This is a genomic window from Pedococcus sp. P2_F6, from assembly GCF_056403675.1.
Window position 1 is genome coordinate 408730 of the sequence record NZ_JBFUEZ010000004.1, and the last position, 24318, is coordinate 433047.

The following is a 24318-nucleotide window of genomic DNA, read 5'->3' on the forward strand; positions in this document are numbered from 1 at the left end:
GTCTGCGGTGTCGCCATGAATTCGACTGGTACGCAAGGGGTTCAGGTGCTCCAGTGGGCCCAGGAGGACGGCGAGGTCGGTGGGGTGCTCACCAGCCACCGCCAGCTCTCGCGACAGCTGACCGCTGCCGGCCATCGGGTGCGCTACGTCGACACCGGGTCGGCGGCGCGTGCCGCGGCTGCCCTCCCGCACCTGTGGCGGCGACGTGCCCTGCACCTGTTCCACATCACCAGGCTGTGGCGCGCGATCGTCCTCGGACCGCTGTTCGCCGTGCTCCCGGGACGCACCGTGCTGGTGCTCCACTCCGGTTCGGTCGGCGGTCAGCTCGATGCCATGCGCCCCTCGGAGGCGCGGCTGCTGAGGCTCGTCCTGCGCGCCTACGACGAGATCTGGGCTGTCAACGACGAGATCGGCCGACGCCTTCCGGCGTCCCTGGCCCGTCGCGTCAGGGTGGTCGCACCGTTCGCCGCGGAGCAAGTGGCCGCCGGTGAGGGCGACGCGCAGGCCCCGGCTCGCGACCCCCACCTGCTCGCCGTGGCGACCAACGCCGGGCTTGCGCACTACCGTGCCGAGCTGGCCGTCGACGCCGTGGCGCTGGTCCGTGAGGTCTGGCCCGATGCCCGCCTCCGCGTCCTGGCCTACGGTCACGACGGGCCCGAGCTGGCTGCCCTGCGCGCCCGTCTCGTCGGGCGGCCCTGGGTCGAGCTGAGCTTCGACTCCTCGCCGGACGAGGTCCACGGGGTGCTGCGCCGCACGGGGGTGTTCCTGCGCCCGACAGCCTGGGACGGAGACTCGGTCGTCGTGCGAGAGGCCCTCGCGGCCGGCGCCCGAGTCGTCGCCACGGACTCCTCGCCCCGACCAGCCGGGGTGGAGCTGAGTGGCTCGGACGTGACGGAGGTTGCCGCGGCGGTGCTGCACGGAGGTCGGGTCAGCGACGGCGCCGGGCTGGCGGCCACGACACTGCTCGACGCCGCCCAGGGGGCGATGACGCGGTTGCGCGTTCGTCAGGCTTCGTCGGTCGGCTGACCGAGCGTGCCACGACCACCCTCGGGGGGCTGCGGGAAGTCCCGTTGGGTCTCGTCCAGGGCCAGGCGTCGTGCGAGCCGGGTGTAGCGCGACTCGAACTCACGGAACCGCAGGTACGTGGTCACGGTGAAGCTGAGGAAGGCGACGACGAGCGCGTAGAGCACCATGTCCGTGCCGCGTCCGACCCCCGCCACCCGGGCGATCTTGTTCCACAGGTCGGGGAACAGGATGGAGACGACGGCGAAGGCGGCGAAGAGCAGGAGCCCCAGTCGCCGCACGGCCTGGGCGCGGGCACCGCGCGAGCGGAACAGCCGCGCGGCCACCGCCAGGACCACGAGGATCAGCACGATCTGGATCAGCACGATCTTCATGTCAGAGGCTCCTGGTCGGCAGGCTCATCGGAGAATCAGCTCGGCGAGGATGTTCACGGCGTTCCACAGGGACTGCCCCTTGGCGCGGGAGTAGTCGGTGTAGAGGATGTGCACCGGGCTCTCGGCGTACCGCACGTCGAGGGCGCCGATCTGCTGGACCAGCTCCGAGGCGTGCGCCATGCGGTTCTGGGTGATCTCGATGCGCTCGACCACGTCGCGCGACAGGACGCGCAGGCCGTTGTGGGCATCCGTGAGTCGCGTGTGCGTGGTGAGGTTGGTGTAGCCCACCGCCATGCGCAGGACGAGCTTCTTCAGGGCGCCGGCATCGGTGCGGTTGTCGAGGAACCGCGACCCGAACACGACGTCGAGCCCTTCGCCGCGGGCCTTGTCGAGCATCTCCACCACGTCGGAGGTCTGGTGCTGCCCGTCGGCGTCGAAGGTGACCACCCAGCGCATGCCCGGGACGCTGCGCGCATACTCGAAGCCCGTCTGGAGGGCCGCTCCCTGACCGAGGTTGACGGGGTGTCGCACGACGACAGCCCCGGCCGCGGCGGCCTCCTGAGCACTGTTGTCCTTGGACCCGTCGTCGACGCACACGACGTTCGGAAAGGTCTCACGGGCATGACGGACCACGTCCCCGATGACCTGCGCCTCGTTGAAGAGGGGGACCACGAGCCAGACGTCATCATTCTCCATCGCAGCACAGCGTATCGGCTCGGCTGACCACTCGATCCAACGCCACGCTGCGCTGCCGCCGGTCCGGCGCGGGTGGCTGGCTGCGTGCCCTGGGCACCGTTGCCGATAGCCTCGTCGACATGGAGTCCCAGAACCATTTCTACGGTCACAGCGCGGGCCTGGCCGCCTACCTGAACCGTGCCCGGCCGAGCCACATCAACGGGCTGGTCCAGCATGGATGGACGGCCGTGTCGCCGGTCGGATCGCACTTCAGGGACTTCCCGAACCTGCACGGTGACGGTCGCCGCAAGCTTCTGGTCTGGTCCCACTCGTCACGAGCCTGGTCGCCTTCGGACGAGACCCATGAGACGACGGCCATCGGGGCGCAGTTCGCCTACCTCGCTGCCGCTGCGGGCCCGACACCGGAGCCGCGGCAGGAGCACGACCGCGTCGTGCTCATGCCCCTGCACGGCATTCAGACCCAGCGGGTCCGCGGCGACCACGCGGGCCTGGCACGGATGTGGCGCGAGAAGGAGGGGCCCGCGACGGCCTGCCTGTATGCCGCCGACGCACAGGACCCGGAGATCGTCTCCGCCTACCGGGCTGCGGGGCACCGCATCGTGATGCTCGGGGAACGTCTCGACCCTGCCTTCCTGTGGCGGGTGTGGACCATGCTCGGCCGAGCCGATCGGGTGGTCTCGAACCGACTCTCGACCCCTGTCCTGTATGCGGCTCACCTCGGTGCCGACATCGCGATCTATGGCGACGGGCTTCGGGTCGACGGCGAGCAGACGACGACGGCCAACGAGTACCGGCGGGTCTGGCCCGAGCTCTACGGAGAGCACCTGGACCGCGCTGCCGCCAAGGCACTGTCCGAGCTCGAGCTCGGAGTCCAGCACCTGAGGTCGCCGCAGGAGCTCGAGCACATCCTGGGATGGGATGGCTCCACCGCGGTGGCCGCAGTCGAGTACTGGACCACGTCTCCGGCGCAACGAGCCATCATCAACCTGCGCAGGCGCGCGGCGCCCGCGACGCCGGTGGCCGACACCCATGAGCCCATGCGCTTCAGCGCGTGGCTGCGGGCCGCCACCAGCTACCTGCCCGGACGCATGCCGACGTCGATCCCGGCTCCGGGGGAAACGCGCGAACCGATCACCGTCGCCTGACGACCTCCGCCCGGAACGGGCGCCTTCCGCCCATGACGCCGCGTCGCGTCCTGCCACCGGCGTGGCCAGGCACGCTCGCCCGAGCGTCAGGAGGTGAACGCGCGGCGGAAGACGAGCAGGCTGAGTCCCACCGTGCCGGCGGTGAGAACGAGCCGGGCGATCATGGCCGCGCCCGTGGTCGGCAGGACGGCGCCGAGCGCGCACAGGGCGAAACCGAGCAGAGTGGGAGTCACGAGCACCCGGTAGTGCCAGCGGGTGCTCGAGACCATCCGCGCCAGCACTCCCGTGCCGAGGGCCATGAGGGAGTAAGTGACCGGCATACCCACGCCGATCCCCGACAAGCCGAAGGCCTGGGCGCCCACCCAGGCGGCCAGGGTCCCCACGACGAGGCTGAACGGCGTCACGAAGGCCAAGCCGCCGATCCGACCGGAGACGAAGACCAGGTGCACGTTGCACAGGTAGGGAACCGAGAGAACCGTTCCCGCCGCCACCACGCCCACGGCGGCCGTCAGTGCTCCGGGGTCGTAGGAGGGCGGCGCGACCATCGCGAGGAGGAACGGTGCAGCGCATGCGACGAACCCCGCGGCCAGGGCGGTCAGGAAGGCGATGTTCTGGCCGGTGTGCTCGAGGACGTCTGCCCGGTCACTCTCCTGTGCCCGGTAGACGATGGGGGCCCAGGCGTTGTTGAGCGAAGCGGAGACGATGCCGGGCGCGGAACCGATGAGCACCGCCAGCTGCAGTCGACCCGCCTGCGTACTGTCGAACACGCGTCCCGCCACCAGCACGAGTGCGCCGCTGGCCAGGAAGATCGCGACCTGGTGCGGCACCGTGGGCAGTCCGATGCGCAGGGCTCGCCGGGTGTCACCCTTCTCGTGATGCAGGTGTCCGTCGCGGACAGCGATCGCGAGCCCGACCAGGCCCGACACCACGAGGCCCAGGGCCAGCCCCGTGATGTAGGCCTCCGCCGTCCGGGCGACCAGCCGCACCAGCAGCAGGCCGAGCACGGGCCCGCCCAGGGCACTCGTGAGGGACAAGGACACGAACAGGCCAGGGCGGTCGATGACGCGCAGATAGGACTGCACGTTGACCACCGTCGCGAAGCCCGCAGAGGCGGCCAGCGCGAGCGCCAGGACGGCCGGTTCCTGCAGGGCGAAGGCGTGGTGGGCCCAGGGGGCCGCGGCGGCCCCGATCCCGCAGAGGACCGCTGAGGCGAGGGCGCCCCTGAGCAGGAGGCTTCGCGCGCCTTCGATGCCGGTGCGCTCGAGTATGCCGTGCCTCATGATTGCGGCGGCGAGGCCGAGGCCGGCGACGATCATCCCCACCTGGATGATGACCAGTGCGGTGGCGACCGCACCGTAGGCCTGAGAGCCCACGCTGCGCGTGACGGCCGGAGTGACCACGGCATTGCTCAGGATCGGGGCCGCTGCGCCGACCGTGTAGATCAGTCCCCGGCCCAGAACGCTCCGCGACGCGTCGGCGCCGGGGGAGCGGATCTCTGCCTCCCCGGCCGGCTCAGACACGGTGGGACCCCCGTGGTGAGCTGGGCGTGGAAGGGGGGTGGCTCATCAGTGCTCCGGTTCGCATGGGCGTCGAGTCGAACTGCAGCCCTGGGCAGTCCAGCGCCGGCGCCAGCAGCCTAGGCGACGTTCCACACCGCAGCCGCGTCAGGCGGACTGGGGGTTGCGGGTGGGTAACGATCTGTGGTGCCAGTGGGGAAGTTGGTGCGTTTGTGTGGCATTGCGCCTGCCTTTGGTGCACCGTGTGAGGACTGTAAATCCCCTCTGACGTCTGAGAGCCCCTGCCGTGTTGACCGCGAAGACACGCCGGACCACCGTCACGCCCGCCGCGCTCCTGGCCATCTTCTCGACCGCCGCGGCCGCGCCCCTGATGACCCCGGGCCTCACTGGCCTCGTCGACCTCGGACGCCACCCCACGCCGCACCAGGTCAGGGCCACCACGCAGGTGCACTCCCTCCGGGTGGCACCACGCAGTGCGCTGGAGCGGGCGCAGTCCGCCCCCGGTGCCCGCTCGAGCTTCGACGACCGCCGTGCCGTGCCCGGCCCTGGTGACCCTCGTGACGCCGGTAGCCCTGGAGGCGCGGGCGAGCTGGCCAGGGCCACGGCTGGCGGCCTCAGCGACCCTGCCGCAGTGCGGTCGGGTCTGGCGGTCGCCGGCGTGACCTGGCGGCCCGGCGATCTCGCGAGGGGCGACCACGTCGAGCTCCGGGTAGAGCGCGAAGGAGTGTGGGGAGCCTGGGAAGAGGTGCATGCCGAGGCGGACCACGGTCCTGACCCGGGCACGGCCGAGGCCGCACGCGGGCTCCGGGCCGGCAGCGACCCGTTCGTGGTTCAGGGCGACCAGGTGCAGGCGCGCGTGCTCAGCTCAGACGCAACCGTCCCCACGAGCCTGTCGCTGACGGTCGTCGACCCGGGCACGTCCGATGCGGACGCCGGCGTGGGAACCACGCCGGCGGGTGGGGCCGTTGCGGCGACAGCCAAGCCCACCATCTACACGCGGGCACAGTGGGGAGCCGACGAGTCGATCCGTCAGGGCAGCCCCGGGTACTCCCAGGCGCACGTCGCCTTCGTGCACCACACGGCTGGCTCCAACACCTACTCGCAGGCGCAGGTCCCGGCGATCATCCGGGGTATCTACGCCTACCACGTGAAGGGCAACGGCTGGTCCGACATCGGCTACAACTTCCTCGTCGACAAGTTCGGTCGGACGTGGGAGGGCCGCTACGGCGGGGTGGACAAGGCCGTCATCGGTGCCCACACGTTGGGGTACAACTCCTGGTCCTTCGGCACCAGCGTCATCGGGGACTACAACACCGTCGCGGTGCCCCCCGCCGTGACCACGGCACTCACGAACGTCATCGCCTGGAAGATGTCTCTCGACGGTATGCCGGCCACGGGCACCGTGTTCGCCAAGGACAAGTACTTCAACCGCATCTCCGGGCACCGCGACGCGGTCAGTACCGAGTGTCCGGGCGCCAAGCTGTATGCCCTGCTCCCCACCCTTCGCAGGAACGTTGCCGCTCGCATGGGGAGCCTTGCGACCACGAGGCTGTCGCGAGACGTCGACCGGGCGGGGCAGGCTGACCTGTTGACGCACGCGTCGGCGGTGACTGGGGCGGCACTTGGCTCGGTGACGCTGCTGACCTCGGCCACCACGAACCCGTTCACCTCCCAGCGCACCCTGGGCAGCAGCTGGAACACCGTGAGGCTCGCGACCCTGTCGCCCGACTTCACGGGAGACGGCCGGCCCGACATCGTGGCCCAGTACCCCGGGGCCGGCAACCTGCGCATCTACAGCGGCGATGGCCGTGGCGGGATCGCGAGGATGACCTCCACCGGCAGCGGCTGGAACTCCGTCCGGTCGCTCATCGCGGCAGGCGACCAGAACGGCGATGGCCACGCGGACCTCATGGCCATCAGCAGCACGGGGCAGCTGGTGCTCTACCCGGGGACCGGGAAGGGCACCTTCACTGCGCGTACGGTCGTGGCCAGTGGGTGGGGTGCCTACCGCTACGTCAGCGGCGCCGGCGACGTCACGGGTGACGGTCACCCTGACCTCCTCGCCGTGCGTGTCAGCGACGGCGCCCTCGTGCTGGCGCCGGGGGACGGTCGCGGACACCTCGGCACGCTCGAGCGGCTGGCCGCCGGGTGGGGCGGCTTGACCGCTGTCTTCGCGGCGGGCGATCTCGACGGCGACGGGCACGGCGACATCTTCGGCCGCGAGCCGAGTGGTGCGATGCGGGTGTACTACGGCGACGGGAGCAATCCCTCCGCGCGGTGGAACCGGTGGGGCAGCGGATGGAACAGCATGGCGCAGATGACCAGCGGCGTGGACTTCACCGGCGATGGCCACCCGGACCTCCTCGGTGTCGCAACCACGGTCTCCAACGGCAGCCTGCGCGTCTACCCCGGTACCGGCCTCAGGGACCTCCGCGTGGCCTCGACCTTCGAGGCCCCGACCGGAACGGACCTTGTCCAGCTGGTGGGTGACGTCAACGGCGACGGCTACGTCGACGCCGTGGTCCGGGTGGGCGACGCGCTGCAGGCGCTGCCCGGCCGAAGCGGCGGAGGGTTCGGTGCGCCGGTCATGGTCGGTGCCCGGGGGTGGGCGGCGATGCGTCAGATCGCCGCAGCGGGCGACCAGGACTACGACGGAATCCCTGACGTCCTGGTCATCACGAAAGCCGGGCTCACCCTGCGGTACTCGTTCAAGCGCGACTTCACCATGCCGCGGGTCGAGGAGCTCGAACAGGGCTGGGGGGACGTCGTGAGCCTCGCAGGAGTCGGCGCCTTCAATGCCGACGCGAACGGCGATGTCGTCGCCCTCCGCTCGGACGGCACGCTCCAGCTCTTCCGCGGTTCGGGCCCCAACCCCCTGTTCGACTTCACTGTGCTGCGGTCCGGTCAGACGGATCTGACCCAGATCCTCGGCGTGGGCGACTACAACGGGGACGGCGCAGCAGACATCATGGCGGCGGGGAGCTCCGGGCGACTGTGGCTCTATGCAGGCAGAGGCGATGGCACGCTGCATGCCGGACGGATGCCGCTCTCGGGCGGCCTTGGCGCAGGACAGGAACTGGGGTGACCATGGAAGCCATGAGGAGAGTGCTGCGCATGCCGTTGGTGGGGAGGCGTCGTGGCTGGGCGTCCGGTGCGCTCGTCGCCCTCACCGGCGCCGCGGTGCTGGCGTCCGCCGGGTCTGCCGGTGCCGAGGCCCTGCCCATCCCTCTGACGGGTCCGTCCTTGATCTCGGGCCACGGCTACGGCCACGGCCACGGCATGTCGCAGTGGGGCGCCTACGGCGCGGCCACGAAGGGTCTGACCCACCAGCAGATCCTGGCCTTCTACTACCCGGGTACCGCTCAGGTCACCACCGCTCCCGGACCGCTCCGCGCCCGCCTGAGCGGGGTGTCAACCTCCAGCCTCACCGTCGCCATGCGACCGGGTCTGAAGTTCGTCATCGGCAGCAAGGTCCTCGCCCTGGGGGGCGGTACGGCGAGCCAGCCCGTCGACCGGTGGAGACTGCTGGTCACTGCCGGTGCGCTCGACCTCCAGTGGCGCGCGGGTGGGGTGTGGAGCACGGGCAGCTCCTACAGGGGCCTGACCGGCACGCCCGGCTTCGTGAACCCGACAGCCACCACCGTTCGCGTCGAGCGGACCGACGGCACGCTGCGCGACTACCCGGACCGGGTCCAGGGGACGCTGAGCGGATCCTCGCTCGTCACGGTCAATGCGACCTCCATGGAGAGGTACCTGCGCGGCGTCGTCCCCAACGAGATGCCCGCGTCCTGGCCGGCGGCGGCGTTGCGAAGCCAGTCAGTCGCGGCCCGGACCTATGCGGCGTATGAGCAGCAGCACGCCACGAGCTCCCTCTACGACGTCTGCGACACGACGTCGTGCCAGGTCTACTTCGGCTACGCCGACTACAGCGCCAGCGGCACCCTGACCAGCACGAGGACCCATCCCAACGCGGACGCAGCCGTGAAGGCCACCACGGGAGTGATGATCGCCTACCAGCACTATGTGGCCTTCACGCAGTTCTCGGCTGCCAACGGCGGGTGGATGGCAGCGGGAAGCGTTCCCTACTTGGTTGCCAAGGCCGACCCGTACGACGGGGTGGTGGCCAACAACGCCAACTCCTGGACCGTCTCTGACACGACGCTGCGCACCGACCTGCAGAACGCCCGCCCCGCCATCGGGACCCTCCACAGCGTGGTCGTCACCCGGGACGGGCACGGGGAGTGGGGTGGCCGCATCCGCGGCGTGACCCTGGTGGGCAGCAGTGGGACGGCCACGCTGCCCTGGGACGAGCTGCGCAGCCGGCTCGGCCTCAAGTCGGAGTGGTTCACCGTGACCAATGGTGACTTCCTGCGCAGGGACACCACGGCCAACGGCAAGGCGAGCGTGTTCGGCCGCACCGCCAGCGGCACGCTCTCGCGGATGACGCTGACCGGAACCGCGCTCAGCGCGCCCACGACGATGGGGACCGGCTGGAGCACGATGAAGCTCCTCGGATTTGCTGGCGACCTCAACGGCAACGGCTCGGGCGACCTGATCGCCCGGGACGCCGCCGACCGCTTGTGGTGCTACCCGGTTCCCCAGACCGGAACCCTCGGGACCCGCACCGAGCTGACCAACGTCCCGGCGACCCTGGACCGGATCACCGGCGTCGGCGACGTGACCTCCGACGGGCGCAGCGACATCGTGGGGCTCGACCCCGCCACCGGCACGCTGTGGCTGTACGCCGGCAACGGTGCCTGCGGCGTGGCCTCGTCACGCACGAGCCTCGGGGGGAACTTCAACCCCTTCGGCATCATCGTCGGGGCGGCGGACGCGAACCGCGACGGACGGGCCGACCTCTGGGCTCGCGACGCGAGTGGTGTGCTCTGGACCTACAAGTTCGACGGTGCCGGTCGGATCACGGGTCGCACCAATGCCGGCGGCGGCTGGAACGCGATGACCGACCTCGTGGCGGTGGGCGACGTGAACGGTGGCGGCGGAGCCGACCTGCTCGCCCGCGACAACACGGGCAAGACCTGGTTGTACCCCGGCAAGGGAGACGGGACGTTCGGTGTCCGCCTGAGCGTGTCAGGCGACGTCTCCACCATGACGATCCTGCGCTGACTGTCGGCGACCGTCGGCGACAGTCGGCGGCTGTCGGCGGCGTCGGCGACAGTGCGCGGGTTCAGCCGGCGGGTTGCGCCTGCGGCGCCCGGAGGTGCACGACGGTGACTCCGCCGTGGTCGTAGACAACGGTCCCGTACTCCGCCAGGCGAGGCGAGACCGGACCCGTGGCCTCGTCGGCCAGGACCCAGCGCACCCCCCGGGACCAGGCCGCGGTGGCGAGGGCCTGACTCGGCGCCGTGATGAGGGCCTGCTCGGACCGCAGCCTTGCGGGGTCCCAGAAGGGCATCCGTGAGTACCCACCGGTTGTCTCCCAAGCGTGGGCAAGGGAGCGGTCGGCGTAGGCCCACCCGCTGACGTCGACGCGCAGACCGGTGTAGGCCGCGACCGTGAAGTCGGTGGGGTTGCAGAGCCTCGTCCTGGTGATGATCCGCCACTGCTGGGCGCACACGTGGTTGGTGGCGACCACGTCGTCAGGGTGCGCGGCAGCGTGGATGCGCTGCGCGCCCTCGATGAAGGCCGCCGTGGTCAGGCTCGCCTTTCGGGCGACGGCGCTCCTCTCCCACGTGTGCCGGCGCTCGTCCGGGGACTGGTGATGGGCGCCCGTGACCGCGAGCCAGGTCGGCACCAAGCCGCAGGCGACGAGCGCGAAGGCGAAGACCGTGGCGAGGCGCCCGAGGACCGGCTGAGGGGGGCCCGTCCGGGGAGGGCGTGCCGCGAGCACCACCACGGCGGTGATCACGGTCAGGAGGCCAGCCAGCGCCAGGATGGGGCCACCCCACGCGAGGACCTGGTCGGACACGGCTACCCCGAAGCCGAGCCGGTGTCCGCCCGGTGGCCTCGTCGAGCGCCAGACCGCGAGGGGCGAACGCAGCCCGGCCCAGTCCGTCACGGCCGCTGTCGCCGCGACGGCAGCCACGGCGGTCGCCGTCATGACGACGACCGTCTGCCGCACACCTGCCCTGGCCCAGCGGGCCAGGGCGTCGGAGAATCCTGCTGCGGACCCCGCCAGCCCCAACGGGTAGGCCCCCACGATGAAGAACACCTCGCTCTGCCCCGGGTGGCGGGTCAGGAACGTTCCCGCGAGGCCGGCGAGGACCACCCCGCTGCAGAGGATCCCGGCCGGGTCCTGAGGTCGAAGTCGGCTGAGCCACCACAGCCCGGCCAGCCGGGGCAGGAGGGGCAGCGTCGCCACGGCTGCCGCCGCCAGGGCGACGGGAAGGCTGGCCGCCACCGCGCGGTTCTGTGCGTCCCAGGTGGCGAGGTCCGGCATCATCAGGCCCACCAGGAAGGACGCGTGGACGCCGGGCTGCAGCCGCAGTCCGTAGGACCCCCCCGGGTAGACGAACACCATGGCGAAGACCCAGGTGGCTGCGGTGACGGCGGCTGCCGAGGCGCCTCGCAGCACCCACGACCTCTCGCGACGGACGAGGCCGTATGCCGCCGCTCCCGCAAGTCCGCAGATGATGACCGGAGGTACCGACGACTTCGACCCCGCGGCGACCAGGGACATCACGGTGAGGCCCCCCAGCGTTTGGACCCAGCGGCTGCCGGTCGCCCGGAAGATCTCGATCGCCAGTCCCAGACAGGCGACGCCGGCGACCCAGCTCATCGTCTGGGTCGGGCTGACCTGCCAGTAGAGCCGGAGGGGGTCCGGGGTCAGGCCCCCTCCGTCCGCGTCGTACCGGCCCGCGATGCCGGTCGGCTGGACCCAGGCGGTGGTCAGGGTGTTGCCCACCACGCCGACCAGGAGGGCGGCGATCGCTGCTGCCGAGCTGCGTCCGGCGATCTGGCGCGCGACCGAGGCCGTGATGAGGACCAGGGCGAGCATGAGGCACACGGGAAACAGCCGGGTCACCACCGTCGCCGTGTCCAAGCCCTGGCCGAGATGGGCGGACGCCGCGTGGAAGAACCAGTGGTAGCTGCTGGAAGCGCCGGCGACCATCGGGTACGACGGCGAGACGCCCCGGGTGAGCTCGCCCGTCATGGCGACCTGGAACACCGAGTCAGGTGTGTAGGCGAACCCCGGGCCGGAGGGTCGGACCGGGACCGCGGCCAGCAGCGTCGTCGCGGTCCACAGCAGCGTGACCAGCATCGACCCCACCACGACGACGCCGGCGCCAAGGCCCCAGCCCGGCGCAGGTCGCCCGAGCAGCCTCCGGCGGGTGAGGGGGAACGCGAGGACGACCGCGAGGGCTACCGCGGCCCCCCACGCCGGGTGGACCGGCCGACCGAGCGCTTGTCCTGCCAGCCATCCGAGCAGGGTGATCGCCAGACCGATGGGTGTCGACCACGCCACGTCGTCGAGGAGGGCGGCGGGTCGGTGGCGCGCCGCCCGGGCCACGGCAAGACCCGGAAGCATGACGGTCCCGACGAAGATCCCCAGCCAGCGCAGGACCGTGCCGAGGTCCACACCGGTCGCCACCTGAGCCCAGGCGAAGCCGGCGAGGGGGAGCGCCAGCCCCACTCCCAGGAGGAGACGACGAATGGGCTGCGCTCTGGCTCGGACAAACACGTCCTGAGTATCCACCGCGCCGTTGGGCGCAGCCTGAAGGACGGAGGACGACCCGCCGGACACCCCCTGGGCTGACGAGGCCGTCCCGTCGCTCACGCCAGGCCGGAGACGAAGTCGGGCTCGGTCTTCTCCCGGACCTCGTCCTCGGTGACACCGTCGGCGAGCTCGCGCAGCACGAGGCCGTCTGCCGTGACGTCGAAGACGCACAGGTCGGTGATGATCCGCTGCACGACCCCGCGACCGGTGTAGGGCAGCGAGCACTCGTCGACGATCTTGTAGGACCCGTCCTTGGCGTTGTGCTCCATCAGCACGATGACCCGCTTGGCGCCGTGGACCAGGTCCATCGCGCCGCCCATTCCCTTGACCATCTTGCCGGGGATCATCCAGTTCGCGATGTCGCCCTTGGCGGAGACCTGCATGGCGCCGAGGATGGCCGCGTCGACCTTGCCGCCGCGGATCATCCCGAAGCTCGTCGCGGAGTCGAAGAACGACGACCCGCGACGCAGGGTGACGGTCTCCTTGCCGGCGTTGATCAGGTCCGGATCCTCTTGTCCGTCAACGGGATACGCGCCGACGCCCAAGATGCCGTTCTCGGACTGGAGGACGATCTCGACGTCGTCGGGGACGTAGTTGGGGACCAAGGTCGGCAGGCCGATGCCGAGGTTGACGTAGGAGCCGTCGGACAGCTCCGCGGCCGCACGGGCGGCCATCTGCTCACGGGTCAGTGCCATCTCAGGCCTCCTGCGCGGTCGTCTGGCTGGTGTCGGTCGCGGGGCGGACGGTGCGGCGCTCGATGCGCTTGTCCCTGGCCTGGTCGGCCGTCAGCGGCAGCACCCGGTGCACGTAGATCCCGGGCAGGTGGACCTGGTCGGGGTCGAGCTCGCCCGGCTCGACCAGCTCCTCGACCTCGGCGATCGTGACCCGGCCGGCCATCGCGGCCAGCGGGTTGAAGTTGCGGGCACTCTGGTTGAAGACGAGGTTGCCGTGGCGGTCGCCCTTCCAGGCCCTGACCAGCCCGAAGTCCGCGACGATGGCACGCTCCAGGACGAACTCCTTCTCGACGCCGTCGACCTCGAACACCTTGACCTCCTTGGGAGGCGAGGCCTTCGCGACGGTGCCGTCCGCGGCATACAGCCAAGGGAGTCCGCCGTCGGCGACCTGGGTGCCGGCGCCGGTCACGGTGTAGAAGGCCGGGATGCCCGAGCCTCCCGCACGCAGCCGCTCCGCGAGCGTGCCCTGGGGCGTCAGCTCCACCTCGAGCTCGCCCGAGAGGTACTGGCGCTCGAACTCCTTGTTCTCCCCGACGTAGGAGGACACCATCCGGGCGATCCGCTTGTCCTTGAGCAGGATGCCCAGGCCCCAGTCGTCGACGCCGCAGTTGTTGGAGATGGCTTCGAGTCCGGTCACCCCCGCATCGTGGATCGCCGCGATGAGCACGCTCGGGATGCCGCACAGCCCGAACCCGCCCACCGAGAGGGAGGAGCCGTCGACGATCCCGTCGATGGCTGCGGCCGCGGTGGAGACGACTTTGTCCATGGCGTGGACTCTAGCCGGAGGGCTTCGGTCGCCCTGCGTGGTCCCTCCCCACCGTTCCGGGTATGCCGCGTGGTGCCCCCACATGGGCCGGCGCACCCGCGTGCCCGCACAGGGCGGCCCGTGCCGGCCCGTGCCGGCTGTGGCCATCAGCCGATCGGGGGAGGGGGGAACGAATTCCGTGGTTGTAGTTCTCCAGAGGCCCTTGTGACGGCTGTGCACTGGTGGGACAAATGTCCTGCCTGCTCAGGAAGTGACCCCTGGGGCTGGTGTCCAATTCGTCACCGCGGCTCGGGATCCGAGGCGCCATCCCCCTCTGGAGTGTTCCGTGTCGCGTGTCGTGCGTGCCCTTGGAGTCCTGGCCATCCCGGTGCTCACCGTGCCCGTCGGCGCGGCGACCGCGGATGCCGCGACGTCGGTGACGTCGGTGACGACGCCGAAGCCGCCGACCAAGGTGCTCCCCCCGGCGCTGGACATCGCCTCGCCGTACCAGGCGCAGCGGCTGTGCGACCCCAACGCCAAGCCCGGGGTCGTATCCTTCGCGAAGCTCATGGCGGGCCACTACAGGCTCGGCAGCGCGGACTGGGGCATCGTCCGCAACTGCAACAGCGGCCTCACCGAGCACTCCGAAGGGCGTGCCTGGGACTGGATGCTCAGCGTCAACAAGCCGAACGAGAAGGCTGTTGCCGACGCAGTGACCCAGTGGCTGTCGGCACCGGACGCCCAGGGTCGTCCGGGCGCGATGGCCCGCCGGTTCGGGATCATGTACATCATCTGGAACCACAAGATGTGGCGCGCCTACGACCCCGCCAGGGGATGGGCCACCTACACCGGACCGGTCCCGCACACCGACCACATCCATTTCTCCTTCTCCTGGGACGGCGCCTACGGCCGCACGTCGTGGTGGACGGGCAAGGCGCTGACCACGGTCGACCCCGGGCCGTCCTCGACGCCCAAGCCCACGACTCCACCCCAGCCGCCGTCGGCCGTCTACTCGGTGCTCATGCCGGGAGCGACGGGCCCCGACGTCGCCTTGGCGCAGAAGGTCATCGGGACCACACCTGACGGGGTGTTCGGGCCCAAGACGGCAGCCGCGCTGAGCGTCTGGCAGGGCAAGAACGGGGTCAAGGTGACGGGGCAGCTGGACCTGGCCACCTGGGCGAAGATGGTCGCCCTCAAGCTGATCCCGGCTCGCGGCGCAGCGACCACGCCCACCCAGCCGACCACCCCCAGCACGCCGACCACGCCGACCACCCCGACGACACCGGCGAAGCCGCCGACGTCGACGCCCGCCAGCCCGCTCGCTCCCTACGCGAAGCTCACCCTGGCGCAGGGCACCACGGGCCACGCCGTCGTGGCCCTGCAGAAGGCGCTCGGCGTCACGCCGCCCGACGGGGCGTTCGGACCGAAGACCCACGCGGCCGTCAAGGCGTTCCAGACCCGGCGCAACCTTCCGGCGACCGGCATCGTCGGCCCCACCACCTGGGCCGCGCTCATGACGACGACCGCGACGACCGCGACGGCATCGCGGAGCACCTCGTCCCCGCGCGTCGCCACCCCCTACACCGCCCTCGTCTCGACCGTCCTCAAGGCGGGCTCCCGGGGCGCGGCGGTCAAGACCCTGCAACGTGCCCTCGGCGGTCTCTCCGTCGACGGTGCCTTCGGGGCGCGCACCTCCGCTGCGGTCAAGGCCTTCCAGAAGGCCCGGCACCTGCCACAGACCGGGGTGGTGGACGTCAAGGTCTGGCAGGCACTGGAGAACCGCGACTACCCGTTGCGGGCCTACTACGGCACGGTGCTGCGGGTCGGCTCGCGTGGGGCTGCGGTCACGGCGCTGCAGAAGGCCCTGCGGATCCCCGCGGACGGAACGTTGGGCTCCAGCGACGAGGCGGCCGTCAAGGCCCTGCAGGGGCGGGCCAAGCTGGCTCGGACCGGCGTGGTGGCGACGCTGACGTGGCAGGCGCTCGAGGCGGAGCTGCGTCGCCGCTAGGGCTCCCTAGAGCTCCAGGGTGACGCCTTCCGACGCCAGCCTCCCAGCGCGACCTGACGCCGGCTCCGGGCCTCGTGAGAGCACCACCGAGCCGCCGGACGCCCAGGCCGCGAGCGCCAGCTCCAGCACTGTCCGGAGGTCGTCCGTGGAGGTGTGCACGCGGACGCCTCGGGCCCAGTCCCGTTGCGGCACAACATCTTCGTATGCCGTGTCAGTTCCCTTGTCGCTCAGCGCCACGTCGCTGGGAGCCGGCTCCTCCCACGGGCTGAACTGGTCGGCATACGTGGACAGCTCGCGTGCCTCGTCCATGGCCCCGAGAGGGACCGGTTGGCTGGCGCTCCGCGCGAGGGCGGCCAGGGTGACGAGGACGGTGGGGCCGGACCTGGCCGCGGCCACGGCGAGGTCGTCGGTCACCACCAGGTCGTTCGGGTCATCGGAGGTGTCGTCCGACGTCTCGTCGTCGAGGACGACCGTCGCGCCCACGGACCAGACGGCGAGCGCCCAGTAGAGGGAGCGCCAGTGTGGCGGCAGAGCGAGGCGCACCCGCGAGCCGGGAGCGACGTCCCACTCCTCCTGCAACGCGTTGGCGGCCTTGTTGACCCAGTTGGCGAGCACCTTGGCGCTCAGCTCGATGCGCTCACCCTGGGTGGGTCCCGGGGTGTCGTCGTAGAAGGTGACCCGCGGGCCGGCCGGGTCCGAGCCCAGCAACGCCGCGAGGACCTCCCCGGGTGTGGGCGCCATCAGGCCGTGTTGGCGATGTGCTCGATGAGCTCGGTCGTGGACACCGACGGGGTGCGCGGGAAGTAGACGACCTCGCACAGGTCCGAGACGAAGTCGAAGCGTCCCTTCCAGTCGTCTCCCATGGCGAGGACGTCGGCCCGGTGCTCGATGATGTAGTCGCGCTTCAGCTCGAGGCTCTCCTCGATGAAGACCGCGTCGACGAACTTCAGGCTGCTGATGATCTCCACCCGCTCGTCCTGGGAGAACACCGGTGCGCGACCCTTCTTGGCCTCGTTGAGCGCATCGGCAGAGACGCCCACGACCAGTCGGTCACCGAGCGAGGCGGCCCGTTTGAGGATCCGGATGTGACCGACGTGGAGGACGTCGAAGGTCCCGAAGGTGATCACGGTGCGGGGGGTGGCGTCGTCCTCGGCGCTGTCGGCAGCAGGCATGGCGGTGAGGTTATCGCGAGACCCGTGCTGGGCTCGCATCCTCGTCCACCCCTGACGACCGCAGCGGGCGCGCGCCGATGGGCCCCCACCGGTGCACAGGTTGCGGACACGGGAGCAGTAGCGTTGCCGACCGTGAGCAGCCGCGAGTCCCGCAGCTACCCGTATGCCCCAGACCCCGGCGACCTCCCGCTCCTCCGGGGCGAGGCGTGGGGCGGCTGGTTCGTCACCCGCACCGTCGTCTGGTCGGGTCTGGTGCTGGTGCTCGGATCGGTCGCTGCGGCCCTGCTCGCCCTCGGCGGGCTGTGGTCACCGGTGGTCGCCATCCCCGTTCTGCTGGTGCTGGCGGTCGCTTCGGCGCTCGCCACGTCGCTCGTGCCGGTGCGTCCGCTCCCGGTGTGGTCGGCCACCGTGCTCGTGGTGTTGTCGCTGGCCGCCATGGTCTGGGCCGGGGTCACGCACTCGGAGCAGGTGCTCCCCAGGCGCGACTCGGGCTCCTACCTCCAGTCGGCGGTCCAGCTCGCGTCCGGGCACGCGCGACCCATCGCGGTCCCGCCCGAGTCCGTCGGGGGAGCCGACGTGCTGGCCATCGACGGCATCACCCTGGCGAGTCCGGCCTTCTATGCGACCGGGACCCCCCAGGACCCCAGCATCCAGCCACAGTTCCCGATCGGGGCCTCTGCCTGGTACTCCGTCGCCTGGTGGGTCGGGGGTCCGGCCGCCCTGGCCTGGGCGCCGGCCATCCTGTTCGGCCTCACCGTGCTGGGCGTCGGCTTGCTGGCCTCGACCATCGTCGGCCCCCGGTGGGGCCCGCTCGCGGCACTGGGCACGGCGCTGCTCTTCCCGCTGGTCCATGTCGCCCGCGCGACCTACTCCGAACCGGTGGCCCTGCCCGTGCTGGCTGCCGGGCTCCTGACGATGGTGCTGGCCGCACGGAGCGCCGCTGTGCCCGACGTGGTCGTCTCGCGCCGTACGGCCCTCGTCGCCGGTGTGCTCATGGGCGGGGCGGTCCTCATCCGGGTCGACGCCCTGCGCGAGGTCGTCCTGGTCGTGCCGGTCGTGGTCCTGGCAGCCCTGCAGCGGCAGGCTCATGCCCGGGTGCTCGGCGTGGCCACAGCCGTCTCCGGGACGGTCGCCCTCGGGCTCACCTGGCTGACGTCGAGCGAGTACCTCGGCAGCATTGCCGCTTCGCTGCTTCCGCTCGTGGCACTCGGGGCTGCGGTATGCGTCCTCGGCGCTCTCCTGCTCCACGGTGCCCGACGGGGCTGGGCCATGCCCGCCCTCATCCAGGCCTGGTTGCCGCGCGTCCTGGCCGGCGGCGTCGTGGTGGTGGGACTCGTGCTGGCCAGCCGCCCGTGGTGGCAGGTCGTGCGTCAGTCCGCTGCGGACCCAGGGGCTCGCGTCGTCGCGGGGCTCCAGGCGCGTCAGGGGCTGCCCGTCGACGGAGGCCGCACCTACGCCGAGCAGACCGTCGTGTGGCTGTCATGGTGGCTCGGTCCTGCCGCGCTCGGCCTCGCGCTGGTTGCGGCAGGGGTGCTCGCGCACCGGGCCGCGTCGGCCTGGGTCGACGGCCGAGAGCTGCCGGGCTGGACAGGACCGGCCGTCGTCGGGATCGGCTCCAGCCTGCTCACCCTCTACCGGCCGGGCATCACCCCCGACCACCCGTGGGCGGACCGACGCCTCGTGATCGCCCTGCCCACGGTCGTCCTGCTCACCGTCGCCTGCGCCGCCGTGGTGTCTCGCTGGTCCACCCGCCGGCTCCCGTATGCCGTGAACGTCGCCGTGAGCATCGGCGTCGCCCTGGCCCTGCTGGTTCCCACCGGTCTCGCCACGTGGCCGCACGCGGACGAGCGGGTGGAACACGGCGAGTGGGCGGCCGTCGACCACGTGTGCGCGGCCCTGCGACCTGGCGATGTCGCCCTCATGGTCGACTCGCGGGCGGCGAACGAGTGGCCCCAGGTGCTGCGCGGCTACTGCGGCGTGGCCGCCCTGTCGACGACGTCGGCGCTGCGCAACGACCCAGCCCGCCTGGCCGCGGCCGTCGACCAGGTCCGAGGCGCCGTCGACGCCCGCGGGGGACGGCTGGTCCTCGTGGCAGCCGACTCGACCGAGGCGCTCAGCCGGCTGGGGCTGACCTCTGCCGTGGTGGCGGTCGACGCGCGGGTCGAGGAGGACGCCCGGCTGCTCGAACAACGCCCTGACTCCTTGGTGCCGCTGCCGATCCAGGTCTGGCTCGGCCGGCTCGGCTGAGCAGTATGCGCCTCAGGGGGCGAGCCGCCACGTGGTGGTCGTGCCATCCGGGCCCACCAGGCTTCCCCCTGCCAGCGCCTCCCGGATCAGCGCGCGGACCTGCTGTTCCTCAGGCTGCTCGGCATCGAACCGCACGGTGGCGACCACCACCTCGTCACCGGCCCTCGTGCTCGTCGTGTGATGGGGCCAGCGGCACGGACCATCGTGCTCCCAGTGCCCACAGAGCGCGGTGGTCACGGCCCCGCCGAGAGCGTTGACGTCGCCGCGGAGCGCGACCACACGGCATACCTCCTCGTGGTCCCAGTCGCGGTCGCTCGCCATGCGATGGAGCCTAAGACCCTGCGCCGCGCCTCGCCCGATCGCTAGCCTCGACACCGTGAGCCTCGACTTCCGCCCGCTGACCGAGTCAGACCTCGATGCGATGCAGGACGTGCGGGTCAGGGCTTTCGGACCCATGTCGGGCTCGGGCGCGCAGAGGTGGCGCGCCGTCAACGCGGAGCTGATCGCCGAAGGCCGGCAGTTCGGTGTCTTCGACGGGGGCCTGATGGCGGGCTGCGGCAAGGTGCGCGGGTTCGAACAGGTCTGGCACGGGAGGTTGGTACCCATGGCCGGGATGGCCGGGATCACCGTGCTGCCCGAGTTCCGCGGCCGCGGGGTGGGGACTCGGCTCATGCGGGGGCTGGTCGAGCAGGCGGTCACGCGGGGCGAACCCCTCTCGGCGCTGTATCCAGCCACGATCCCGGTCTACCGCCACCTCGGCTGGGAGCTGGCTGGGACGCAGAGCCGCTACGCGCTGAACGCAGCCCAGCTGCGGACCCTCGGTGGAGACACGCGGTTGCGAAAGGCAGGGACCGAGGACGTCCCTGCCCTGCGCGAGCTGTGCGCGACGGCGCTGCGACAGGGGCGTGCCAGCGGGCCGCTGCTGTGGTCCGAGAGCGAATGGCAGCGCCGGGTGACCGACCCCGAGACGTTCGTCTACCGCGCTGAGGACGGTGTGGTCGTGTACGGCTGGCACGGCACCGACCTCCTCGTCCACTTCCTGTGGGGTGCGACGCAGACCACCCTGCGCAGCCTGTGGGCCGTGGTGGGCTCCGGGTCGTCGGTGGCCAGGACGGTGCATGCCTATCTCTCGCCGGACGATCCGCTCTTCTGGCTGCTGCCCGAGGAGGCGGGTCACGAGGTGGAGCAGCACGCGTGGATGCTGCGGGTGCTCGACGTCGCACCCGCCCTGTCGGCGCGCGGCTACCCCGCCCGTGTCGAGGCGGGTCTCACGCTGGCAGTGGAGGATCCGGAAGCCGTCACGAACACGGGAGCCTGGCGCCTCACCGTCGCGGACGGCCGGGCCATGGTGGAGCACGCCCCGCAGGCCGACCGTCCGGCGCTACGAGTGACGGGCCGCGGACTGGCGGCGCTGTACGCCGGTAGGCCGCTCGCAGCCGTCACGGCTGCCGGGCTGGCCGCCGACGTCGACCCCGCGCTGGCCGAGCTGGTGGACGCCGTGTTCGCGACGTCCACGGCCTACCTGACCGACTACTTCTGAGGCCGGCTTCTGAGGCCGGCTTCTGAGGCCGGCTCCTGAGGCCGGCTCCTGAGGCCGGCCTTGAGGCCGGCTCCTGAGGCTCCCTCGCGACGGCCCGGCGAACCCGTCCTGGTCCGTTCCGGTCAGCTGCGCTTCGCGAAGGCGTCGGCGGCATGGCGTCGGACGGCGGCATACGTGCCCTTGTCCGCAGCCACGATGATTCCCGGCGTGAGAACCGTTGGTGCGTAAGGCGTTCCGTCAGTGTGACCGACGAAACCGCCGGCCTCGGTGACCATCAGCGAACCAGGTGCGTGGTCCCACGGGCTGTTGCGGGCGTAGAGGATGTAGTCGGTCGCCCCCTCCATCAGGCGGGGGTAGTCGACGCCGCAGCAGACCCACGAGCCGACCAGTGCCGGCAGCCGACCGAGCGAGTGACCGCGCAGCGGCCAGATCGAGGTGACGCCGTGCGGGGGGACGCCGTCCTCCACCGGCTCGCGGGTGACGCGTTCGCCGTTGCGGTAGACGCCGGCTCCCTTCTCGGCGACCCACGCGACCTCGTGCTCGGGCTGCAGGATCCAGGCACGCACCGTTTCGCCACGGACGACTTCGCTGACCATGACGGCGTGGTCGGGGGAGCCGTGGACGAAGTTCTTGGTGCCGTCGACCGGGTCGACCGTGAAGGCGTGCTCCGCCCCGACGTAGCGGTCGAGAGTCGTCGGGTCGGCCGAGGTGCGCTCCTCGCCGAGGACGAACGCGCCGGGGAAGGCCGCCGAGAGCTCGCGGGTGAGGATCGCCTCGGACTCGTGGTCGGCGATGGTGACGAGGTCACCGGGGTTCTTCTCCATCACCTCGCCGTCGGCCAGCGCCCGGAACCGCGGCGTGATGACCTCGGCTGCGACGGTCTTCATCAGGTCAAGCACCTGTTGGGTGTCCACGGGTCCCACCGTTCCACACCGGAGCCCCGGGTGGGCAACCGGTCCACGACTGGGATCCCGCGACTCTGAAGGATCCTCCGGACCCAGCCCCGGACGATCCTTCAGAGTCGCGGGGCTGTGGACAGCCGACCGCCCGCCACCGCCGAGCGGCCACAGTGGGCGGATGCCGATCGACTGGTCAACGCTGCGCCAGCACGCGAACCGCCAGTACGACCTGCTGACCCGTCGGCAGTGCCTGGCAGTAGGCATGACGGACGACGCGGTGCAGTGGCGCGTCACATCGGGGAGGTGGGTCCGGCTGCGCCAGGGCGTGTTCCTCACCAAGCCCGGCCGGGACGACTGGCACGTCACTGCGACTGCTGACCTGCTGCGGTGCCTGTCCGGCGCGCCAGCCGCCGATGCAGCCTTCTGTGGTCGCTCCGCCCTCTACCTCTGGGGCTTGGAGAGCAGGCCACCAACGGTCACCGAGGTGGTCGTTCCCTACGAGCGGGCCATCGCCTCGGGTCCGACTCTGCGGGTGCGCCGTTCGGTGCGTTGGGAGGATCTCGTCGACGAACGCGCATACCCGTGGCGGACAACGCTCCCTGCCACCCTCCTGGACGTGGCGGCCACAGGGACCGTCGTCGACGCGCTGTCGACCGTCGCCCGCGCGGTGCAGAAGGAGGTCGTCACGGTCGGCCAGCTCCGGGCCGAGCTGGCCATGCGTCAGGGTCATCGCCACAGCCGCGTCCTCGGTCCCGCTCTGGCTGACGTCGAGGACGGCGCCCAGAGTGGTGCCGAGGTGCTCTACGTCCGTGACGTCGAGCGCGCCCACCGTCTGCCCGTCGCTGCGCGCCAGGCACTCTCGGACGTCGGTCGTCGACGGTTCCATGACAACGCGTACGAGGACTACGGCCTGCTCGTCGAGGTCGACGGTCGGTTGGGGCACGAGCGGTGGGCGGACCGGGTGAAGGACGGACGCCGCGATCGCCAGCTGCTTTCCAGGGCGCGCGCCACCACGAGGGTCTTCTGGGCCGATGTGGCGGTCACGCCCTGTGACACCGCCGTCGACATCGGGGCGATCCTCCGGGCCCGCGGCTGGCCGGGCCGGCCGCGACCTTGCCGGCGGAACGGCTGCACGGTCCCGGTCCGCTGACCGTTGCCTGGCGGCCCGCGACTCTGAAGGACGCTCCGGACCCAGATCCGGAGAATCCTTCAGAGTCGCGGACTGGCGCACCGCCGCAGGCGGGAACAACGACGGGGAGCACGGGGGAGGTTTCCGACGGGTAGGCTCCTCGCGAGATGAGCGAGCACCCCAGCACCGGTCCAGTCGCCCCCGCCACGGAGCGCATTCCCACCGACCCCGAGCAGGCCCACAGCCCCGCCACGGAGCGCATGCCCGTCGCGCCCCAGCAGGTCAGCGCCCCCGCGACGGAGCTGGTCAGCACCGGTCAGCAGGTGGCCCCCACCACCCCGGTGGGTGACCTGCCCGTGCACCCGGCCGACGCGGCATACCTCCCGGCACGTGAGCCGGCGCCTGCCGCCCTGCCCGGCGAACCCGGCCACGGCAAGCCGTACGTCACCATCGTCCTGCCGTGCTTCAACGAGGCTGCGCACGTCCTCAAGGAGATCGACCGGATCACCGAGGCGATGAACGCCAGCGAGTTCACGTACGAAGTGCTCTGCATCGACGACGCCTCCACCGACGACACCCTCGAAGTGCTCCAGCGCGCCGGTCGCGACTACGCGAACCTCCGCGTGATGCCGTTCCGCCGCAACGGCGGCAGCGGCACCGCCCGCCGCATCGGCACCCAGCAGGCCCACGGCGAGATCGTCGTGTGGACCGACGCCGACATGACCTACGAGAACGAGCGCATCCCCGAGCTGGTCCGGATCCTGCGCGACGACGACTCCTACGACCAGGTCGTCGGCGCCCGGACCACCGAGGAGGGCACCCACAAGTGGGCCCGGATCCCGGCGAAGTGGCTGATCCGCAAGATCGCCGAGAAGCTCACCAACCAGACGATCCCCGACCTCAACAGCGGGCTGCGGGCGTTCCGGCGCGAGGTGTCCCTGCCCTACCTGCGCCTGCTGCCACCCGGATTCAGCTGCGTCACGACGATCACGCTGGCGTTCCTGAGCAACCAGCACGACATCAAGTACGTTCCGACCAGCTATGCCAAGCGCGCAGGCGTCAGCAAGTTCCACTTCGTCCGCGACGCCTACCGCTACATCCTTCAGGTGCTGCGGATGGTCATGTACTTCGACCCGCTCAAGGTGCTCATGCCGCCGGCCCTGTGGCTCATCGTCATCGGGTTGCTCAAGGGCATCGTGGACATGGTGCGGCACCCGTTCTACTTCCCGGCGAGCACCGTGCTGCTCATCGTCAGCGGCATCATGATCGGCTCGCTCGCGCTGCTGTCCGACCTCGTCGTGCGTTCCCGGACGGGCGTGTGAGCACGGCCCGGTATGCCGCGTTGCCGGCCAGCGTGACGCCACGCGAGGGCGCGCGGTCGGCCGGCGAGCCGGCACCGGGCGTCCGTCTGGCG

At 71.2% G+C, this 24318-nt stretch carries 19 protein-coding genes; 9 read left to right on the forward strand and 10 right to left on the reverse strand.

Going from position 1 to position 24318, the window contains the following annotated elements; genetic code table 11:
- Positions 1-15 precede the first annotated feature (15 nt).
- Positions 16-1026, forward strand: a complete 1011-nt coding sequence (locus AC1DWP_RS13375; RefSeq protein WP_477614964.1) for a glycosyltransferase — start codon at positions 16-18, stop codon at positions 1024-1026.
- Here AC1DWP_RS13375 and AC1DWP_RS13380 read toward each other — a convergent pair.
- Complete coding sequence (locus AC1DWP_RS13380) at positions 1005-1397, reverse strand: DUF2304 family protein (protein ID WP_477614965.1); 393 nt, start codon at positions 1395-1397, stop codon at positions 1005-1007. The two genes, AC1DWP_RS13375 and AC1DWP_RS13380, sit on opposite strands and share 22 nt — an antisense overlap.
- A 24-nt stretch (positions 1398-1421) precedes the next feature.
- The gene (locus tag AC1DWP_RS13385; protein ID WP_477614966.1) at positions 1422-2093 is read right to left on the reverse strand and encodes a glycosyltransferase family 2 protein; all 672 of its coding nucleotides are present in this window, start codon (positions 2091-2093) and stop codon (positions 1422-1424) included.
- 119 nt (positions 2094-2212) lie between these two features.
- Here AC1DWP_RS13385 and AC1DWP_RS13390 point away from each other — a divergent pair, with 119 nt between their 5' ends.
- On the forward strand, positions 2213-3238 hold the full coding sequence (locus AC1DWP_RS13390; RefSeq protein WP_477614967.1) for a hypothetical protein: 1026 nt from the start codon (positions 2213-2215) through the stop codon (positions 3236-3238).
- An 86-nt stretch (positions 3239-3324) separates the two neighbouring features.
- On the opposite strand, the gene AC1DWP_RS13395 is transcribed toward AC1DWP_RS13390, so the two are convergent.
- On the reverse strand, positions 3325-4758 hold the full coding sequence (locus AC1DWP_RS13395) for a lipopolysaccharide biosynthesis protein (RefSeq protein WP_477614968.1): 1434 nt from the start codon (positions 4756-4758) through the stop codon (positions 3325-3327).
- A 286-nt stretch (positions 4759-5044) separates the two neighbouring features.
- Here AC1DWP_RS13395 and AC1DWP_RS13400 point away from each other — a divergent pair, with 286 nt between their 5' ends.
- Both AC1DWP_RS13400 and AC1DWP_RS13405 read left to right on the forward strand, forming a co-directional pair.
- Complete coding sequence (locus AC1DWP_RS13400) at positions 5045-7840, forward strand: FG-GAP-like repeat-containing protein (protein WP_477614969.1); 2796 nt, start codon at positions 5045-5047, stop codon at positions 7838-7840.
- A gap of 11 nt (positions 7841-7851) precedes the next feature.
- The gene (locus AC1DWP_RS13405; protein ID WP_477614970.1) at positions 7852-9879 is read left to right on the forward strand and encodes a SpoIID/LytB domain-containing protein; all 2028 of its coding nucleotides are present in this window, start codon (positions 7852-7854) and stop codon (positions 9877-9879) included.
- A gap of 61 nt (positions 9880-9940) precedes the next feature.
- Here the strand turns inward: AC1DWP_RS13405 and AC1DWP_RS13410 are convergent, their stop codons facing one another.
- The 3 genes from AC1DWP_RS13410 to AC1DWP_RS13420 form a co-directional block, all read right to left on the reverse strand.
- Positions 9941-12346, reverse strand: a complete 2406-nt coding sequence (locus AC1DWP_RS13410) for a hypothetical protein (RefSeq protein ID WP_477614971.1) — start codon at positions 12344-12346, stop codon at positions 9941-9943.
- 140 nt (positions 12347-12486) lie between these two features.
- Positions 12487-13125, reverse strand: a complete 639-nt coding sequence (locus AC1DWP_RS13415; RefSeq protein WP_477614972.1) for a CoA transferase subunit B — start codon at positions 13123-13125, stop codon at positions 12487-12489.
- A 1-nt stretch (position 13126) separates the two neighbouring features.
- Complete coding sequence (locus tag AC1DWP_RS13420; protein WP_477614973.1) at positions 13127-13930, reverse strand: CoA transferase subunit A; 804 nt, start codon at positions 13928-13930, stop codon at positions 13127-13129.
- A 325-nt stretch (positions 13931-14255) separates the two neighbouring features.
- Here AC1DWP_RS13420 and AC1DWP_RS13425 point away from each other — a divergent pair, with 325 nt between their 5' ends.
- Positions 14256-15917, forward strand: coding sequence for a peptidoglycan-binding domain-containing protein (locus AC1DWP_RS13425; protein WP_477614974.1), 1662 nt, complete (start codon positions 14256-14258; stop codon positions 15915-15917).
- A gap of 6 nt (positions 15918-15923) precedes the next feature.
- Here the strand turns inward: AC1DWP_RS13425 and AC1DWP_RS13430 are convergent, their stop codons facing one another.
- Together AC1DWP_RS13430 and AC1DWP_RS13435 are read right to left on the reverse strand one after the other, a co-directional pair.
- Positions 15924-16658, reverse strand: coding sequence for a TIGR03089 family protein (locus tag AC1DWP_RS13430; RefSeq protein ID WP_477614975.1), 735 nt, complete (start codon positions 16656-16658; stop codon positions 15924-15926).
- Positions 16658-17089 (reverse strand): FAD synthase family protein, encoded by a 432-nt coding sequence (locus AC1DWP_RS13435; protein ID WP_477614976.1) that lies wholly within the window; start codon positions 17087-17089, stop codon positions 16658-16660. Before AC1DWP_RS13435 ends, AC1DWP_RS13430 begins: the two co-directional genes overlap by 1 nt.
- 132 nt (positions 17090-17221) lie before the next feature.
- Between AC1DWP_RS13435 and AC1DWP_RS13440 the strand changes: the two genes are divergently transcribed.
- A complete protein-coding gene (locus AC1DWP_RS13440; RefSeq protein ID WP_477614977.1) occupies positions 17222-19336 on the forward strand; it encodes a hypothetical protein in 2115 nt (704 codons plus the stop codon).
- Between the two features lie 12 nt (positions 19337-19348).
- Here the strand turns inward: AC1DWP_RS13440 and AC1DWP_RS13445 are convergent, their stop codons facing one another.
- Complete coding sequence (locus AC1DWP_RS13445) at positions 19349-19657, reverse strand: hypothetical protein (RefSeq protein ID WP_477614978.1); 309 nt, start codon at positions 19655-19657, stop codon at positions 19349-19351.
- A 55-nt stretch (positions 19658-19712) separates the two neighbouring features.
- Here AC1DWP_RS13445 and AC1DWP_RS13450 point away from each other — a divergent pair, with 55 nt between their 5' ends.
- Positions 19713-20876 carry a GNAT family N-acetyltransferase gene (locus AC1DWP_RS13450; protein ID WP_477614979.1) on the forward strand — a complete coding sequence of 388 codons (1164 nt, stop codon included), beginning with the start codon at positions 19713-19715 and terminating at the stop codon, positions 20874-20876.
- 122 nt (positions 20877-20998) lie between these two features.
- On the opposite strand, the gene AC1DWP_RS13455 is transcribed toward AC1DWP_RS13450, so the two are convergent.
- Positions 20999-21790 (reverse strand): inositol monophosphatase family protein, encoded by a 792-nt coding sequence (locus AC1DWP_RS13455; RefSeq protein WP_477614980.1) that lies wholly within the window; start codon positions 21788-21790, stop codon positions 20999-21001.
- Positions 21791-21953: 163 nt separating this feature from the next.
- Here AC1DWP_RS13455 and AC1DWP_RS13460 point away from each other — a divergent pair, with 163 nt between their 5' ends.
- Entirely contained in the window at positions 21954-22925 is a 972-nt protein-coding gene (locus tag AC1DWP_RS13460; RefSeq protein ID WP_477614981.1) for a hypothetical protein, read from the forward strand.
- Positions 22926-23071: 146 nt separating this feature from the next.
- On the forward strand, positions 23072-24226 hold the full coding sequence (locus AC1DWP_RS13465; protein ID WP_477614982.1) for a glycosyltransferase family 2 protein: 1155 nt from the start codon (positions 23072-23074) through the stop codon (positions 24224-24226).
- Positions 24227-24318 lie beyond the last annotated feature (92 nt).

Bases quoted from the DNA above. Each gene is read 5' to 3' on its own strand.
- AC1DWP_RS13430 (WP_477614975.1), bottom strand. From the start codon at position 16,658: ATGGCGCCCACACCCGGGGAGGTCCTCGCGGCGTTGCTGGGCTCGGAC.
- AC1DWP_RS13465 (WP_477614982.1), top strand. From the start codon at position 23,072: ATGAGCGAGCACCCCAGCACCGGTCCAGTCGCCCCCGCCACGGAGCGC.
- AC1DWP_RS13460 (WP_477614981.1), top strand. From the start codon at position 21,954: ATGCCGATCGACTGGTCAACGCTGCGCCAGCACGCGAACCGCCAGTAC.
- AC1DWP_RS13415 (WP_477614972.1), bottom strand. From the start codon at position 13,125: ATGGCACTGACCCGTGAGCAGATGGCCGCCCGTGCGGCCGCGGAGCTG.
- AC1DWP_RS13390 (WP_477614967.1), top strand. From the start codon at position 2,213: ATGGAGTCCCAGAACCATTTCTACGGTCACAGCGCGGGCCTGGCCGCC.
- AC1DWP_RS13405 (WP_477614970.1), top strand. From the start codon at position 7,852: ATGAGGAGAGTGCTGCGCATGCCGTTGGTGGGGAGGCGTCGTGGCTGG.
- AC1DWP_RS13445 (WP_477614978.1), bottom strand. From the start codon at position 19,657: ATGGCGAGCGACCGCGACTGGGACCACGAGGAGGTATGCCGTGTGGTC.
- AC1DWP_RS13380 (WP_477614965.1), bottom strand. From the start codon at position 1,397: ATGAAGATCGTGCTGATCCAGATCGTGCTGATCCTCGTGGTCCTGGCG.
- AC1DWP_RS13420 (WP_477614973.1), bottom strand. From the start codon at position 13,930: ATGGACAAAGTCGTCTCCACCGCGGCCGCAGCCATCGACGGGATCGTC.
- AC1DWP_RS13375 (WP_477614964.1), top strand. From the start codon at position 16: ATGAATTCGACTGGTACGCAAGGGGTTCAGGTGCTCCAGTGGGCCCAG.
- AC1DWP_RS13435 (WP_477614976.1), bottom strand. From the start codon at position 17,089: ATGCCTGCTGCCGACAGCGCCGAGGACGACGCCACCCCCCGCACCGTG.
- AC1DWP_RS13385 (WP_477614966.1), bottom strand. From the start codon at position 2,093: ATGGAGAATGATGACGTCTGGCTCGTGGTCCCCCTCTTCAACGAGGCG.